General features: G+C 69.5%; 16 protein-coding genes. 6 read left to right on the top strand and 10 right to left on the bottom strand.

Features of this window, described 5'->3' with window-relative positions; all coding sequences use genetic code 11:
• Nucleotides 1-9: 9 nt before the first annotated feature.
• The gene (locus LT971_RS10245) at nt 10-675 is read right to left on the bottom strand and encodes an HVO_0476 family zinc finger protein (RefSeq protein ID WP_237006829.1); all 666 of its coding nucleotides are present in this window, start codon (nt 673-675) and stop codon (nt 10-12) included.
• Between the two features lie 408 nt (nt 676-1,083).
• A complete protein-coding gene (locus tag LT971_RS10240; protein ID WP_237006828.1) occupies nt 1,084-2,037 on the bottom strand; it encodes an aminopeptidase in 954 nt (317 codons plus the stop codon).
• A gap of 301 nt (nt 2,038-2,338) precedes the next feature.
• On the opposite strand from LT971_RS10240, the gene LT971_RS10235 reads away from it, so the two are divergent.
• Both LT971_RS10235 and LT971_RS10230 read left to right on the top strand, forming a co-directional pair.
• Nucleotides 2,339-3,346: a type II glyceraldehyde-3-phosphate dehydrogenase gene (locus LT971_RS10235; RefSeq protein ID WP_237006827.1), complete on the top strand. Its 1,008-nt coding sequence runs from the start codon at nt 2,339-2,341 to the stop codon at nt 3,344-3,346.
• A gap of 75 nt (nt 3,347-3,421) precedes the next feature.
• Nucleotides 3,422-3,808 (top strand): Hsp20/alpha crystallin family protein, encoded by a 387-nt coding sequence (locus LT971_RS10230; RefSeq protein ID WP_237006826.1) that lies wholly within the window; start codon nt 3,422-3,424, stop codon nt 3,806-3,808.
• A 15-nt stretch (nt 3,809-3,823) separates the two neighbouring features.
• Here LT971_RS10230 and LT971_RS10225 read toward each other — a convergent pair whose 3' ends face one another.
• On the bottom strand, nt 3,824-4,684 hold the full coding sequence (locus LT971_RS10225; protein WP_237006825.1) for an ATP-grasp domain-containing protein: 861 nt from the start codon (nt 4,682-4,684) through the stop codon (nt 3,824-3,826).
• 111 nt (nt 4,685-4,795) lie between these two features.
• Entirely contained in the window at nt 4,796-5,326 is a 531-nt protein-coding gene (locus LT971_RS10220) for a 50S ribosomal protein L16 (RefSeq protein WP_237006824.1), read from the bottom strand.
• 157 nt (nt 5,327-5,483) lie between these two features.
• Between LT971_RS10220 and LT971_RS16535 the strand changes: the two genes are divergently transcribed.
• The 4 genes from LT971_RS16535 to LT971_RS10200 all read left to right on the top strand — a co-directional run bounded on the left by LT971_RS16535 (nt 5,484) and on the right by LT971_RS10200 (nt 11,082).
• Nucleotides 5,484-6,707 (top strand): carboxylate--amine ligase, encoded by a 1,224-nt coding sequence (locus LT971_RS16535; protein WP_237006823.1) that lies wholly within the window; start codon nt 5,484-5,486, stop codon nt 6,705-6,707.
• 234 nt (nt 6,708-6,941) lie between these two features.
• On the top strand, nt 6,942-8,306 hold the full coding sequence (locus tag LT971_RS10210; protein WP_237006822.1) for an LLM class flavin-dependent oxidoreductase: 1,365 nt from the start codon (nt 6,942-6,944) through the stop codon (nt 8,304-8,306).
• 75 nt (nt 8,307-8,381) lie between these two features.
• A complete protein-coding gene (locus LT971_RS10205) occupies nt 8,382-10,181 on the top strand; it encodes a helicase HerA domain-containing protein (RefSeq protein WP_237006821.1) in 1,800 nt (599 codons plus the stop codon).
• Between the two features lie 49 nt (nt 10,182-10,230).
• Nucleotides 10,231-11,082 (top strand): aldo/keto reductase, encoded by an 852-nt coding sequence (locus LT971_RS10200; RefSeq protein WP_237006820.1) that lies wholly within the window; start codon nt 10,231-10,233, stop codon nt 11,080-11,082.
• Between the two features lie 140 nt (nt 11,083-11,222).
• Here the strand turns inward: LT971_RS10200 and LT971_RS10195 are convergent, their stop codons facing one another.
• The 6 genes from LT971_RS10195 to LT971_RS10170 form a co-directional block, all read right to left on the bottom strand.
• Complete coding sequence (locus LT971_RS10195) at nt 11,223-11,417, bottom strand: cold-shock protein (protein WP_049981782.1); 195 nt, start codon at nt 11,415-11,417, stop codon at nt 11,223-11,225.
• A gap of 114 nt (nt 11,418-11,531) precedes the next feature.
• Nucleotides 11,532-12,188 carry an HAD family hydrolase gene (locus LT971_RS10190; RefSeq protein WP_237006819.1) on the bottom strand — a complete coding sequence of 219 codons (657 nt, stop codon included), beginning with the start codon at nt 12,186-12,188 and terminating at the stop codon, nt 11,532-11,534.
• Between the two features lie 85 nt (nt 12,189-12,273).
• Nucleotides 12,274-12,522 carry a DUF6199 family natural product biosynthesis protein gene (locus LT971_RS10185; RefSeq protein ID WP_237006818.1) on the bottom strand — a complete coding sequence of 83 codons (249 nt, stop codon included), beginning with the start codon at nt 12,520-12,522 and terminating at the stop codon, nt 12,274-12,276.
• A 79-nt stretch (nt 12,523-12,601) separates the two neighbouring features.
• Complete coding sequence (locus tag LT971_RS10180; RefSeq protein ID WP_237006817.1) at nt 12,602-13,315, bottom strand: carbonic anhydrase; 714 nt, start codon at nt 13,313-13,315, stop codon at nt 12,602-12,604.
• 25 nt (nt 13,316-13,340) lie between these two features.
• Nucleotides 13,341-14,312: an NAD(P)-dependent oxidoreductase gene (locus LT971_RS10175; RefSeq protein WP_237006816.1), complete on the bottom strand. Its 972-nt coding sequence runs from the start codon at nt 14,310-14,312 to the stop codon at nt 13,341-13,343.
• 246 nt (nt 14,313-14,558) lie between these two features.
• A complete protein-coding gene (locus tag LT971_RS10170) occupies nt 14,559-15,011 on the bottom strand; it encodes a hypothetical protein (protein WP_237006815.1) in 453 nt (150 codons plus the stop codon).
• Nucleotides 15,012-15,129 lie beyond the last annotated feature (118 nt).

Genomic DNA, 15,129 nt, shown 5'->3' with positions numbered 1-15,129 from the left:
CTCTCCTCGTTACCAGGCGGACCAGGCGGCGCTGGACTCGTCCGCGCCGTAGACGCGTTTCACGTCCTTCGCGAACACCGTGTCACCGGCCTCCCCGAGCTTCGGGAACTTGTAGTCGCCCTCGGCGGACTCTCGGACGTGGATGCCCTCCACCTCGAACTCCTCGTCGCCGAACTCGGCGGTCTCCCCGACGACGAACTCGAAGTCGCCTGGCACGTGGACTTCCAGACTCCGACTGCCCTCGTCGCTGCCCTCCTTCGGGTGGACGGTCACGTCCACGGAGACGTTGTCCACGGCGCGCGTCCAGACGGTCTCGACGTCCTCGACGTCCGCGCGCGTCGTCCGGTCCTCGGGGCCGACCTCGATGCTCGTGACACGGACCTGCGCGATGGTCTCCTCGGTCTCCACGATGAACTCGTCGCCCTCGTACACCGTCTCCTCCGGGTCGAACTCGGTCCGGCCCGTGAACGACTCGCCGTCCTGCGACACCACCACGTCGACGGCCTCGGTGTCCTCGCTCTCCAGGCTCTCCTTGTGGACGTGCCCGCACTCCCCGCACTCGACTGTCGCGTGGCCCCCGCCGGTCGTCAAGACCTCGTGGACCGTCTCCAGGTCCGGAGAACAGGACGGACACGACAGTCCGACCTGCTCCCCAGCGTCAACTACGTCGTTCATACAGACGAATTGTCCGTCCGGACGTAAAAACGCGCGGAGTCTAGCAGGGGAATCCTGTAATTCTGGTTTTCGGAGTCCTCACTCTGATGATCTGGTGTAGAAAGCCCCGACGGGCTCGCCGCCTGCGTCTCGCTGTCGCCGAAAGAGCGTGAAGCGCTCTTTCGAGAGCGGGCGAACGCGTAGCGTTCGCAGCCCTCGCGAATCTTCGATTCGCTCAGTGACGAGAGACGCTGTGCGTCCCTCGAACCACGCGCGCTCGCTGTGCTCGCGTGCTTACTTCGTCTCGGCTGGCGAGCCCGCCGCCCCTTTCAGTCCTCCCGATACCGGATGGCCGGTAGGCCGATTCTGTCGGCTGCCCAGTCCGTTATTACGGGCTCGGCAGTTCGACTTCTTCCCCGTCTCGCGGCGTTACCGCTCGACTGCTGGGAGGTCTACGACCTCCCCGTCGGCGAAAACCGTGGGCTCCCGGATGATGCCGTCGAGGTGGAGGGGCGCGTCGGTGTCGCCGCCGATGCCGGCGTCGTCGCCGATGGCGATGTGGACGGTGCCGGCGGCCTTCTCGTCGAGCAGGACGCTCCCCACCAGGTCGGTGACGGCGACGTTCGTGCCGATGCCGAGCTCCGCGAGGTTGTAGGCGTCCTCGCCGACTTCGTTGCTGGCGGCCTCGACCTGCTCGCGGACCTGGTCGTCCGAGATGTCGGTGACGAAGCCGTCAGCGACCTCGAAGCGCAGCGCCTCGTCGTCGTCGAGCTTGCCGTGGGGCATCATCGTACCGTCGACGACGTACGTGCCGTTGGCGTCCTCGGGCGACACGAACACCTCGCCGGCGGGGAGGTTCGAGAAGTCGCCGTCGTCGTGGACGATGCCGGTGTCGTCGCGCCACTCGCGGTCGCCGGCCTCGAACGTGATGTCGGTGCCGGCGGGCGTCGTGACCCGGACCTCGTCGGCGTCCGCGACCTGCGCGAGCACGTCCTCGCAGTGGGCTTCGATGGTCTCGTAGTCGGCGTCCAGCCCCGTCGTGAACACGTCCTCGGTGATGCCGGGGAGGGTGGCGCCCCGGGCGCCGGCGTCGTTGGCGGCGCCTCGGGCGCGCGTGTGACTCAGGCTCTTCGTGGTCGGCGCGAGGAACACGTCGGCGTCCTTCATCGCTGCGGCGACCGGCGCCGGCGGCTCCTCGCCGTGCTGGTCGCCGGTCGGATACTGGAGGACGGCGGTGTCGTCGCTGACCTCGCTGGCGACCTCGTACAGCGCGTCGCCGATGCGCTCGCGGTCGTCGTCGGTGACGACCACGCAGGTCTCGTCGGCCGCGAGGCCGAGGCACTGTTCGACTGCCGTCTCCGCGGCCGCACGCAAGTCACTCATGTCCAGACGTGCGTCCGCGGCCCGGATAGCGTTTTCGAGAAATGTGGGGTGGGTGGGCGTCACACGTCCGACGGCTCCTCGACGTCCTCGAACAGGTCTAGCTGCACCTCCGCGTTCTCCGGGAGCTGCCAGTCCTCGCGCTCGGTCTCGCGCTCGGACATACTGCAGCCGCAACTACGTGCTCGCGGGTCGAAAGTGCTTCGCCACCACACCACACGGACTCAGTTTACTCGAACCTCGGTAAATCGACGCACAGCGACCTCGAAACGGTTATCCGGCGTCCCGTGGCAGACTCCAGTACATGATTCGCGTCGGCATCAACGGCTACGGCACCATCGGGAAGCGCGTCGCGGACGCCGTCGACGCCCAGCCCGACATGACGGTGGCGGGCGTCGCCAAGACCCGCCCGAACTACGAGGCCAGACAGGCCCGCGAGCGCGGGTTCGACCTCTACGCCGCCGTCGAGGACCGCGCGGAGCAGTTCCCCGAGGCCGGCATCGAGACCGCCGGGCTCGTCGACGAACTCGTCGCCGACAGCGACGTCGTCGTCGACGCCACGCCCTCGGGCATCGGCGCGCAGAACCGCAGCCTCTACGAGAAACACGACACGCCCGCCATCTACCAGGGCGGCGAGGACGCCGACGTCGCGGACGTCTCGTTCAACGCCCGCTCGAACTTCGCCGCGGCCGAGGGCGCCGACCACGTCCGCGTCGTCTCCTGCAACACGACGGGGCTTTCCCGCCTGCTCGCCCCGCTCCGCGAGGAGTACGGCGTCGAGAAGGTGCGGACGACGCTCGTGCGCCGCGGTGGCGACCCCGCCCAGACCGACCGCGGCCCCATCAACGACATCCTCCCGGACCCCATCACGATTCCGAGCCACCACGGCCCCGACGTCGAGACCATCTTCCCCGACCTCGACATCGACACGCTCGGCATGAAGGTGCCAGCGACGCTGATGCACATGCACAGCGTCAACGTCACCCTCGAGAGCGAACCCGACGCCGACGAGGTCCGCGACGTGCTCGCCGGCCAGTCCCGCATCATGGTCCTCGACGCGGACCTCGGCATCGAGGGCACCGGCCCCCTCAAGGAGTACGCCAACGACATGGGCCGGCCCCGCGGCGACCTCTGGGAGAACTGCCTCTGGGGCGAGTCCGTCACGATGGAGGGCCCGGACTTCTACTGCTTCCAGGCCATCCACCAGGAGTCTGACGTCGTCCCCGAGAACGTCGACGCCGTCCGCGCTATCACCGGCGAGCTTGACGCCGAGGAGTCCGTCGCTACGACGAACGACGCCCTCGGCATCTGACGCTCGTCATCGTCGCGCCAGACGGAGGCTCACACAGCCCGAACCCTTTTCCACAGTCCACTCCTAGCCCGGGCCATGAGACGCGACGACCGGGACGACCCGTTCGACGACATCTTCCGGGAGATCGAGCGGATGATGGAAGAGATGATGGGCGAAGGGCAGGGCCTCGAGCGCGGCGACCAGAGCGGCTTCGCGTCCAGCACGCACGTCGACGTCCACGAGACCGACGACGACGTCCGCGTCATCGCGGACCTGCCGGGCGTCGAGAAGGAGGACATCTCCATCCAGTGCGACGGCGACTCCGTCACCGTCAGCGCGCACTCCGGCCACCGCGAGTACGACGAACGCATCGAGTTGCCGGGCCGCGTCGACGCGCGCTCCGGGGAAGCCACGTACAACAACGGCGTCCTCGAGGTCGCGTTCGACCGCACGGACACGTCGACGAACATCGACGTCAAGTAAGCCCGCGGCCCGCCGCTACGCCGCGTCTTCCTGTTCTGCCGTCCGCCGAATCAGCGCCGCCAGCCTGTCGTAGAAGCCGTCCTCGTACTTCGCCTCGTCGTCGATGGTCGGGCGCGCGTTCGTCTCGGAGACGACCGCGTACTCGTCGGTCGCGAGGATATCCACGCCGAGGAAGTCGATGTCGAGCGCGTCGGCGGCGTCGACGGCGAGCGCGCGCAGCCGCTCCGGGAGGTCGACGCCCGTCGCGGTCGCGCCGCCGTGGACGTTGTGCTTCCAGCCCGGGGAGTCCCGCCGGACCGCGCCGACGACCTCGCCGTCCAGCACCATCACGCGGTAGTCGACGGCGTCCGCCAGGAACTCTTGGACGAGGTAGGACTTGTCGCCGGTCGCCCGGTAGTCGTGGACCAGCTCGAGGTAGTCCGTGACGCCGTCCAGCGAGTCCGGGTCGTGGACTTTCGTCACGCCCACCCCCCGGGTCGTCGAGTTCGGCTTCACGACCACGGGCGGCTCCAGTTTTGCGAACACGTCCCTGATCTCGCCGGCGTCAGCCGGGTTCGAGACGTAGACGGTCTCCGGCACCGGCACCCCGGCCGCGTCCAGCGCCGCCAGCGCCCCCGCCTTGTTCCGCGACCGCAGCACTGCCGCGCGGTCGTTCACCCACGGCACGTCGAGGAACGCGTCGACTACTCCGCCCTCCATCAGGCGGCCCGGGTAGACGAACCCGGCGTCGAACCGCGACGCGTCCACGGGCGGGTCCCCGAGGTGCGTCACCTCGCTCTCCACGGAGACGTGCTCGGCGCGAATCCCGCGGTCGGCCAGCGGCCCGCGCATCCGCTCGAACGTCTCCGCGTCGTTGGCGACCGCCAGCCCCAGCATACCACTTACTCGGGACGCCCGGAGGAAAAAGCCGCCGCTACTGGCGAACACGGAAACCGGTGAAAAGGACCGAGGAACCGGGAGAAGCCGGCGTCTCGGACTGCCGCTCCGTTACCGGACGAGCAGCTCTTCGCCGCGCTCGACGTTGATCTTGCACGGCGGCGTGATCTTGTTGTACGCGCGGCGGAACGCCTCCTTGACGGCTTCCGCCTGCTCGACGTCGCAGTACGCCGTGAACAGCTGCTCGCCAGGGTAGATGCGGGCGGCGGTCCCGACCGGGACGCCGAACGCCTGCCGCATCCCGTCGGAGACACGGTCCGCACCCGCGCCGGTCGCCTGCTTGTTCTCCCGGATGATCTGGTGGGGGAACTTGCGCAGCTGCATCTTGTAGTTGCCCTCACCGAGCTCCTTGATGAGGTGGCGGTTCGCGGACAGCCGCGCAGCCTCCAGCGAGCCGTGGCGGAGCTGGCACTGCTCCTCGGGCACGAGGCTGATCTGGACGGGGTACTCGTCGGCGTCGGCCTGCAGGTCGCCCATCTGGTGCTGGGCGATCTTCGAACCGGGGATGCCGGTGACGTAGTCCCGCCGCGTGTACGACGGCTTGTCGATCTTCCGGTACATGGAAGCCGGCTTCTCGGACATAGTTACTACCCGTTGCTCAGGGTCAGCGCGCGAATAAAGGCTTCGAACCGTCGCCGCGAATCCGCCGTCGCTGGCCCGCAGCCCCGACCGGCGCCCGACTACCGGCGACCGTTCGGGGTACCGGGTCGCTTTAGCCGCCCCGCCTGGAAAACCGCCCGTGACCTTCCGAGAGCTCCCAGACCTCCGCGACGCGCTCGCCGACGCGGACTTCGACCGACCGCCGGCGTTCGTCGCGAACGCCCACGTCACCGGCCTCTCCGTCGCTCGCGCGCTCGACGCCCACGGCGTCCCCGTGGTCGCGCTGGACCGGTCCGGCGACGGCGCCGCACCCCCCTCCGACGCCGTCGACTACGCCGGCCGCGTCACGTACCCGCTGGACGACGAGGCGGGCTTCCGCGAGGACGTCGAGGCGCTGGCTGCCGCACTCGACCACGAGCCGGTGGCGTTCGGCTGCATGGACGAGTGGGCGCTCGCGTTCGCCGAGACCGAACCCGAGGGCGTCCGCCTGCCGTTCGCGGACAGCGAGACGCTGGACGCCGTCCTCGACAAGACCAGTCTCTACGACCGCTGCGAGGAACTTGGCGTCCCGTACCCGGAGACCCACCACCTGTCCCGGACCGACCCCGAAGACGCCGCCGACGCACTCGGCTTCCCGCTCGTGCTCAAACCCGCGCGCAAGCGCGAGTTCGAGGAGGCCGTCGGCACGAACGTCATCGAGGTGGCGGACCGCGAGGAGTACCGCGATGTCGTCGAGATGGCCCGGGAGACCGGCATCGAGGTCATGGCCCAGGAGAAGGTCCCCGTCGCGCGCGGCGAGGACCAGTCGCTGGCCTCCTACGTCCCCGAAGACGGCGACCCACTCGCCGTCGTTGGGAACGCTCGCGTCCGCGCACCGCTGGGCTACGGCACGTCCTGCGTCGTCGAGACTGTCGAGAACCCCGAACTCCGCGAGCGCGCCCTGTCGGTCATCGAGGACGCCGGCTACCACGGCATCAGCGAGGCGGAGTTCGTCTTCGACCGCGACCGCGGCGAGTACGTCCTCCTCGACGTCAACACCCGGCCCTGGAAGTGGATCAGCATGCCCGTGCAGGCCGGCGCGAACCTCCCGATGGCCGCCTACAGCGACGCCACCGGCGTCGACTACGAGGCCGACCCCCTGCAGGACGCGCGCTGGATCTCCCTCGAGGACTACCTCCCGCTCGTCGCCGGCGGCGAGACCGGCGACGTGCTCGCCAGCGAGGACTGGCAGGCGCTCGTCTCGGGGGCCTTCGAGGACGCCGGCGACCTCACAACCGCCGTCTACCGGCCCAGCGACCCCGCGCCCATCGCCCACCGGCTCGACGTCGAGTTCGACGACCGCGACTACTACTGCTCCTGCTGAACTTCAAGTGCGAGGCCGGGACCACTCCGGCTCGTGACCACTTGACCGCCGCCCGGTGCGCGCGGACTCGAAACGGCGGCACCGCGCACCGGCCCGCCCCGCCGCCTGCACGCCCCTGACGACTCGGCCAGCACAGCCACGGCCACAGCCAGCGGTTCTTGCCGGTGTCCGTGACAACGCCACGCGGTCGCCGGTGCCGGCTCCGGTAAACCCCGTCGCCGCGAACCCCGGGTAATGACCGACGACGCCGAAGCCGGCAGCAACCGGCTGCGCCTCAACCTCTTCACGATGAACGCCGTGGAGCACGTCTCCGTCGGCTCCTGGCGGCTCCCCGGCGACCAGAGCCACCGCTACAGCGACCGCGAGTACTGGACGGACGTCGCGCGCACGGCCGAGCGCGGCGGCTTCGACGCCGTGTTCTTCGCGGACGTCCGCGGCATCTACGACGTCTACGGCGGCGACCGCGAGACGGCCGTCGAGAAGGCCGTCCAGACGCCGTCGAACGACCCGGCGTACCTGATTCCCGCGATGGCCGAGGTCACCGACGACCTCGGGTTCGCAGTGACGAAGTCCACGTCCTACAACCACCCCTACCAGCTCGCCCGCGAGTTCTCCACGCTCGACCACCTCACGGACGGCCGCGTCGCGTTCAACGTCGTCACCTCCTACCTCGAGTCCGCCGCCGAGAACCTCGGCTACGACGACCGCATGGACCACGACGAGCGCTACGACCGCGCCGACGAGTTCATGGACGTCCTCTACTCGCTGTGGGAGGACTCCTGGGAGGACGACGCCGTCGTCCAGGACAAGGCGGCTGCGACGTTCAGCGACCCCGAGAAGGTCCACGCCATCGACCACGAGGGCGACCACTTCGACGTGCCCGGCCCGCACGGCGCCGAACCGTCGCCCCAGCGCACGCCCGTGCTCTACCAGGCGGGCTCCTCGGACCGCGGGCGCGAGTTCGCCGCCGAGCACGCCGAAGCCGTCTTCGTCAGCCAGCCCTCCGAGGGCGCCGTCGTCGACTACATCGAGGACCTCCGGGAGCGCGCGGCGGCCCACGGCCGCGACCCCGACAGCCTCGCGTTCTTCCCCGGCATCGTCCCCATCGTCGGCGAGACCGAGGACATCGCCGAGGCGAAACACGACGCCTACCGGGACGCCATCGACACCGAGGGCGTGCTCGCGCTCATGTCCGGGTTCGTGGATATGGACCTCTCCGAACTCGACCCCGACCAGGAGCTCGAACACATCGAGACGGAGGCCATCCAGGGCGTCGTGAACGCGTTCACGTCGAACGACGACCGCGACTGGACGGTCCGGGAGGTCGCCGAGTTCGCCGGCCTCGGAACCACCTCGCCGGTCGTCGTCGGGACGCCCGAGCAGGTCGCAGACGTCTTCGAGCACTGGTTCCACGACGTCGGCGTCGACGGCTTCAACGTCAAGGAGGTCGCGCGCCCCGACAGCCTCCGGGACTTCGTCGACCTCGTCGTACCGGAGCTCCGCGAGCGCGGCCTGCTCGCGGACCCCGACGGCGAGACGCTCCGCGAGTCGACGTTCGGGCGTCGCGGCCTCCCCGACGGCCACCCCGGCAGCCAGTAGGACGGTCCTGTCCAGCGCGGCCGGACCGGGCCGGTGGGGCAACGGTTTTCCCACCGGATTGCGTGGCTCCGCTCGATGACCGAAGCCGCGGACGAGGCCGACGAGCAGCGGATTCGCGTCGGGGAGCTCGCGGACGGCAGCCCACTGGAGTTCCCCATCGTCGAAGTGCTGACCGGCCGCGCGTTCGTCACCGGGAAGTCCGGGTCGGGGAAATCCAACACCACGAGCGTCGTCGTCGAGGAGCTGCTGGAGGCCGGCTACCCCGTCCTCATCGTCGACACGGACGGCGAGTACTACGGCCTCAAAGAGGAGTACGAGCTCCTGCACGCGGGCGCCGACGAGGAGTGCGACATCCAGGTGGGGACCGAGCACGCCGAGAAGCTCGCGCACCTCGCCTTGGAGGAGAACGTCCCCATCATCCTCGACGTCTCGGGCTACCTCGACGGCGACGAGGCCGACGAGCTGCTGCGGGAGACGGTCCGCCAGATCTTCGCGAAAGAGAAGAAACTGAAGAAGCCGTTCCTGCTGGTGGTCGAGGAGTGCCACGAGTACATCCCCGAGGGCGGTGGGATGGACGAGACCGGGAACCTCCTCATCAAGGTCGGGAAGCGCGGCCGCAAGCACGGGCTGGGCATCGTCGGCATCAGCCAGCGGCCGGCGGACGTGAAGAAGGACTTCATCACGCAGGCGAACTGGCTGGTCTGGCACCGGCTCACGTGGGACAACGACACGAACGTGGTGAGCCGCATCGTCGGCAGCGAGTACGCCGACGAGGTCGTCGACCTGAACGACGGGGAGGCGTTCGTGCAGATGGACTGGAGCGACCAGAACGTCGAGCGCGTCCAGTTCAAGCGAAAGCGCACGTTCGACGCCGGCGCGACGCCGGGTCTGGACGACTTCGAGCGCCCCGACCTGAAGTCCGTCTCGGGCTCCCTGATGGAGGACCTGGACGACATCACGAGCCGCAAAGAGCAGGAACAGGACCGCATCGCGGAGCTGGAGTCGAAGGTGGAGACCCGCGAGGAGCGCATCGCGGAGCTGGAGTCCGAACTGGAGACCGCCCGCGACGTGTCGGCGGCCGCGCGGAAGATGGCGAACGCGCTCGTGCACGGCGACGGCGGGCCGCCGGACTCCTACCAGGCGACCCTGCAGACGAAAAACGAGCAGATCGAGCGCCTCGAGGAGCGCATCGACGAACTCGAGGCACACGTTTCGGGCGAGGCGTCAGCCCCGCCGTCGGATGCGAGCGACCCGGCAGACGGTGCCGGGGAGGAGGAGGAGCAGACAGAGGCGCCCGGGCAGCCGGCGCCAGAGTCGGAGCCGGACGACGACTCGGGCGACGGGACAGACGACGGCGGCAGTGACGACGTGGCGCCGGACGCGTCGACGTTCTCGTTCGGTGAGGGCGACGCCGGCGGCCGGGACGCGCTCGTGGACGTCGTCCAGGACCGGCTGCGGCGGCGCGGCGAGCGCCTCCAGGTGCAGGAGGGCGGCGACAGCGAGGGCGCGTTGGCCGACGGAACTGGCGACGACGACGCGCCGGAGCCGGAGACGGTCGTGGACCTCCTGCAGGCGCCGCCGGTCGTGACGCGCGTGAACGCTGCTCGCCGGCAGTCGAACTGCAACGACGACGTGGCGTGGTCGGTGGTGACCGAACTCGCGACGAACCCGGGCGCGACCGCCCACGACCTCGCCGAGGCGACGGACGTCGACGTCGAGTCGGTCCACACGCTACTGAGCGAACTGAAGGGCCGGGACCTCGTGTTGCGGCAGGACCGCGAGTACGCGTTCCACGTCCGCCACCTCCGGAAGCTCGTCGCGGAGGACGACCCGTCGAGGCCCCGGACGGAGCTCCGGGACCAGTGGCAGCCGTAGGCGGTTCCGCCACCCCCACGCCTATTCTGTCGGCCCTCGTCGAGTCGGTATGGCACCAGCCAACGACAGCGACACGTTCGACGTCGGCGGCGAGGCGACCGTCCACCGGATGGGCTTCGGCGCGATGCGCATCACCGGCCCGGACATCATCGGGAGGCCCGACGACGAGGACGCCGCCCGGGCCGTGGTCCGGCGCGCCGTCGAGTTGGGCGTGGACTTCGTGGACACCGCGGACTCCTACGGGCCGGGCGTCAGCGAGCGCCTCATCCGGGAGGCCCTCGACGAGGACGACGCCGACGACGAGACGTTCGTCGCGACGAAGGCTGGGCTGCTGCGGACACACGACGGCGACTGGCTGCCCCACGGCGACCCCGACTTCCTCGAGAACCAGGCGCTGTGCTCGCTGGACCGCCTCGGCGTCGACTCCATCGACCTCCTCCAGTTGCACTCCCCGGACCCCGACACGCCCTTCGAGGAATCCGTCCACCGGCTCGCCGAGCTGCAAGACGACGGGCTCGTCGACCACGTCGGCCTCAGCAACGTCTCCGTCGACCAGCTCGAGACCGCCCGCGACATCGTCGACGTGGCCACCGTCCAGAACGAGTACAACGTCGCGAACCGCGAGCACGAGGCCGTCCTGTCCGCCTGCGAGGACTACGACGTCGGCTTCATCCCCTACTTCCCCATCGGCGGCGGCGACCTCGGCGAGAAACGCGCGCCGCTGGAGACGGTCGCCGACGACCACGGTGCGACCGTCCGGCAGGTCGCGCTCGCGTGGCTGCTCGACCACTCACCGGTCACGCTACCCATCCCGGGCACCTCGAGCGTCGACCACCTCGAGGAGAACGTCGCCGCGACCCAGCTGTCGCTGACGAGCGACGACCGCGCGCGACTCGACTGAAGAACGCGCGAGGACGCGTCGCTGCCCAGTTGTTCGTCTCGATAGAAACCGCAGAGTGGGCCTCGCGGCCGCACCCGTTCGCTACACTCCCGGCTGGGAGCGTAACTGTCTGAAAACGATACCTCTGAACGGATTACCGATTACAGACGGGTGAGGTTCGTCGCGCGCGGGCCCTTGTCGGCCTGCTCGATGTCGAACTCGACCTCCTGCCCCTCTTCGAGGTCCGGACCGCCGACGTCCTCCATGTGGAAGAAAACGTCCTCGTCCGCGTCCTCAGTCTCGATGAAACCGTAACCGCCAGTGTCGTTGAAGAAGTCAACGGTGCCTGTCGCCATTGCAACTACGTAGAGACGCTTGTCATTGATAATCCTTGTGGGCTCGCAGCGGCGGCCGGAGGCACGCCGAGAGCGTCCCTCGGAGCCACACGGCCGCTGAGACCGGCCGAGAGATTACTCGCAGATATCGTGCAGGTCGCTGAGGTCGTCGATGTCCCAGGTGGGCCAGACGTTCAGCTCCCAGCTCTCGCGGTGGGGGCGCCGGATGAACGCCGAGTCGATGCCGGCGTTCTCCGCCGCGCGGATGTCGCTCTCGTTGTCGCCGACGAACAGCGCGGTGTCGGCGTCGAGGTCCGCGAGCGCGCGGTCGATGTAGTGGCTGTTCGGCTTCCGGCGTTCGAGGCTCTGGATCGTCGGCTCGCGGCCGTACGCCGTGCCGAACAGGTCGCGGACGCCGAAGTGGTCGAGGACGAAGTCCACGGTCGCCTGCTGGTTCGAGGACACGATGCCCATGTTCACGTCGAGGTCGTGGAGGGTGTCGAGGTCGTCGTACAGTGTCTTCCGGCCCTCCCGGACCTCGTCGCGCTGGGCTTCCGTGAGCGCCTTGTCGCGCTCCGGCCAGAAGTCCTTCGGGGAGATGCCGTACCGGCTGCAGACGTCCCCCACCGTCTTGGGGGTCGCGCCGATGGTCATCGCCTCAACGTCTTCCGGGTCGGGGTCGTCCACGTCGAATCGCTTGAACGTCTCCTCGGTGGCCCGCTCCAGTACGTCGTACCGGGTGCGGCCAACGAGGACCCCGTCGTTGTCGAACACGACGGTGTCGTAGGTCATAGCGGCTATAGAGCGGGCGCACTGATAAGCGTTTCATCGAACTGCTCCGGCGGCTCGCGCCCGCGCGACCGCACAGCCGGCCGCGTCAGTCTTCGCCCGCGTCGGCCGCGTCTCGGTCCTCGACGAGCGCGTCGAACGCGACGGCGAGGACGCCGGCGACGGCGAGGATAGCGCCCTGCAGTCGGGTGGCGTCCACGTACCACTCCTTCGGCTGGAGGTCGCCCGGGTTCTCGTAGCACGCGCCGAGCGCGGCGTCTCGCGCGCTCTCGACGACGCGCTCGGGGAACACGGCGGTGAACGTTCCGGCGACGACTGCGAGTGCTCGGAGCAACATACTCCGACCTACGTATTCTGTCGGCTTAAAACGGACGGGAACTTGGTTCGGTGGTCCGGCTACCCGCTGCGACCGCTGGTCACAGGAGCCGCTGTACCGACTCGCCGAACTCGTCGGGCGCCTGCTCCCGGAGCGCGCCGACGTCCGTCTCGCCGTTCGCGTTCACGAGGTACGCGCGACCGTGGTCGTCGCCGTACACGCCATGGAAGTCGTAGACGAACCCGTAGACGTCGACGTCCGCCGGGACGTCCTCGCTCTCCCGGAGGAACGCCACCTGCCGGTCGACGTTGAACTCCACGAGCTGGTCCACGAGGCTCGCGTCGCGGGCCTCGCGCACCCGGTCGTCGGCCAGTCCGGCCTCGACGACCGGCACCAGTTCGGCGACCCACTTCGCGACGCCCGCGGGGTGAGCGTCCCCGCTCTCGGCTTCGCCGTCGCTGTCTCGCTGCTGGACGGCCTCCAGCGCGGCCGTCACCGCGCCGCAGCCGGTGTGGCCGACGACGACGGCGGTATCCGTTCCCGCGTACTCGACCGGATACAGGACGCTCCCGTCGACGACGCGCTCGCCGTCCACGCGGTCCCAGACCTGGTTGCCGATGGTGCTCGGTGAGAACAGCCACCCTGGCTCCTCGACGTCGAACATGTCCGCCTGCGGCACGCGGGAGTCAGAGCAACACACCGACACGGCGGACGGCGACTGGCCGTCCTGCACGGCCGCGAAGTGGTCGTCGGCGAGCGACGCGACGTGGCGGTCGTTCCGTTCCAGGAGCTCTCGCAGCGACGCAGCTGGCATACGAACGCGTCGGCCCGCGACCGGCTTATACCACTCGGGTCCAGCCCGGGACCGCCTCGCCGTCGACGACGGCTGCGACCGACGCCGCCACGGAATCGACGAGCTCCCGGCGCGCCTCTGCCGAGTACCAGCCGGCGTGTGGCGTCACCAGCACGTCTTCACGCCCCACGAGAGGCGAGTCCTCGGGCGGCTCGGTCGGCAGCACGTCCAGTGCTGCGGCCGATACCGAGCCGTCGTCGAGGGCCGCTGCCAGCGCGCCGTCGTCCACCACGGCCCCCCGGCCGACGTTCACGACGACGGCACCATCGGGCAGCCGGTCCAGCGCCGCCTCGTCCACGAGTCCTCTGGTCTCCGCTGTCAGGGGCGCGAACACGACGAGGAGGTCCGAGCGCTCGCAGACCGCCTCGAAGTCCGCCAGCGCGACGCCGTAGTCGGCAGCGGTCGCCTCGTCGACGTACGGGTCGTAGGCGACGGCGTCCCCGGCGAGCGCGACGGCCGCGTCCGCCACCGACTGCGCGATACTTCCGAAGCCGACGAAGCCCAGCGTCGCTGCCCCGAGCCGCCCCGGTGCCGGCGGCTCGTCCCACGCCCAGTTGCCCCGCCGTGTCTGTCGGTCGTACACGTGGAGCCGTCGGGCGGCCGCCAGCAGCAACGCCACCGCGTGCTCGCCGACCTCCCGCGTGCAGTAGTCGGGCGCGTTCGCCACCGCGACCCCGTACTCCTTCGCGGCGTCGAGGTCGACGTTGTCCACGCCGACGCCAGCGCGCACGACCACCTCGACGTCCGTGTCGCGCAACACTGCCCGCGTCACCGGCGTCCCCGCGCCGGTGACGACGGCGTCCGCGCCGGCCGCCGCCACGGCTGCCACGAGTTCGTCCTCGGTCTGGGCGACCTGCCAGTCTACGGCGACGTCTCCGCCCGCTTCCTCCTCGATGGCGGCCGCGAGCCCGTCCAGCATCCCCATCCCGTCGCTCACGAGCACTCGGAACACACCCACGCTTCGCGCTGTGCGACCGAGTGCTTTCAGCCGCTGCCCGCACCCTGAGAATTTGGTACCACCACTACGGGGCAAGCCCCCCTTGCGAAGCATAGCTTTGCCACCGGCGTTCACTCCACTCGCGATGCAGTCGGCGCTGCTGGCGTCGTCGTCCGTCGTCCACGTCGCCTCGGCCGCGCTCTGGACCGGGTCGATGCTCTACGTCGCCTACGCCGTCCTGCCGCCGGCGTCCCCGGGTAACGCCACTCACGAGGACGGCGTTCCCGCACCAGACGGCGACTGCGACCCCCGCGGCACTGCCGGCGGCAGGTCGTCCTCGTCGAGGACACTCCAGTCGAACGCCGGCACGAGCACGTCGAACGTCGGCGTCACGACGACCTCGCCCAGAGACTCTCCCTCGCCAGTCTCAGGGTCGTACCGCCGCGCCTCCGGTACCACCAGCGCTGGCTCACCACTCACGCCGAACAGCCGTGGTGGCCGGTACGACAGCCGCCGGCCCGCCGCCAGATAGAGCGCGTCCCGCCCGTAATCCACGACCACACAGCCGTCCTCACCGTCGTCGGCCGCCTCCACCGCAGTGTACAGCTCCCCTCGTGACCACCCCGCCACGTCCTGCAGGTCTGCCGGACTCGTCACGTAGTAGTTGTGTCTGGACGCCGGCGCGAACACGTCCCGGTCCACCACCGGCCCCACGCGCATGCGAACGAATTCGCAGACGACGAATAAGCGCTCTGGCGCCTCGGGACAGCGCAATCGCTCGGCGTCTTAGAACGTGCCGCCTCCCCGATTTGAACGCCGTGAGACGTGCTCGCTAGGC

This window comes from Halobacterium rubrum, assembly GCF_021729015.1.
Lineage (GTDB): Archaea > Halobacteriota > Halobacteria > Halobacteriales > Halobacteriaceae > Halobacterium > Halobacterium rubrum.
This window is presented reverse-complemented; position numbering and strand designations above follow the sequence as displayed.

Coding starts and splice junctions, on each gene's coding strand:
- LT971_RS10245 (WP_237006829.1), bottom strand. CDS start 675: ATGAACGACGTAGTTGACGCTGGGGAGCAGGTCGGACTGTCGTGTCCG.
- LT971_RS10240 (WP_237006828.1), bottom strand. CDS start 2,037: ATGAGTGACTTGCGTGCGGCCGCGGAGACGGCAGTCGAACAGTGCCTC.
- LT971_RS10235 (WP_237006827.1), top strand. CDS start 2,339: ATGATTCGCGTCGGCATCAACGGCTACGGCACCATCGGGAAGCGCGTC.
- LT971_RS10230 (WP_237006826.1), top strand. CDS start 3,422: ATGAGACGCGACGACCGGGACGACCCGTTCGACGACATCTTCCGGGAG.
- LT971_RS10225 (WP_237006825.1), bottom strand. CDS start 4,684: ATGCTGGGGCTGGCGGTCGCCAACGACGCGGAGACGTTCGAGCGGATG.
- LT971_RS10220 (WP_237006824.1), bottom strand. CDS start 5,326: ATGTCCGAGAAGCCGGCTTCCATGTACCGGAAGATCGACAAGCCGTCG.
- LT971_RS10210 (WP_237006822.1), top strand. CDS start 6,942: ATGACCGACGACGCCGAAGCCGGCAGCAACCGGCTGCGCCTCAACCTC.
- LT971_RS10205 (WP_237006821.1), top strand. CDS start 8,382: ATGACCGAAGCCGCGGACGAGGCCGACGAGCAGCGGATTCGCGTCGGG.
- LT971_RS10200 (WP_237006820.1), top strand. CDS start 10,231: ATGGCACCAGCCAACGACAGCGACACGTTCGACGTCGGCGGCGAGGCG.
- LT971_RS10195 (WP_049981782.1), bottom strand. CDS start 11,417: ATGGCGACAGGCACCGTTGACTTCTTCAACGACACTGGCGGTTACGGT.
- LT971_RS10190 (WP_237006819.1), bottom strand. CDS start 12,188: ATGACCTACGACACCGTCGTGTTCGACAACGACGGGGTCCTCGTTGGC.
- LT971_RS10185 (WP_237006818.1), bottom strand. CDS start 12,522: ATGTTGCTCCGAGCACTCGCAGTCGTCGCCGGAACGTTCACCGCCGTG.
- LT971_RS10180 (WP_237006817.1), bottom strand. CDS start 13,315: ATGCCAGCTGCGTCGCTGCGAGAGCTCCTGGAACGGAACGACCGCCAC.
- LT971_RS10170 (WP_237006815.1), bottom strand. CDS start 15,011: ATGCGCGTGGGGCCGGTGGTGGACCGGGACGTGTTCGCGCCGGCGTCC.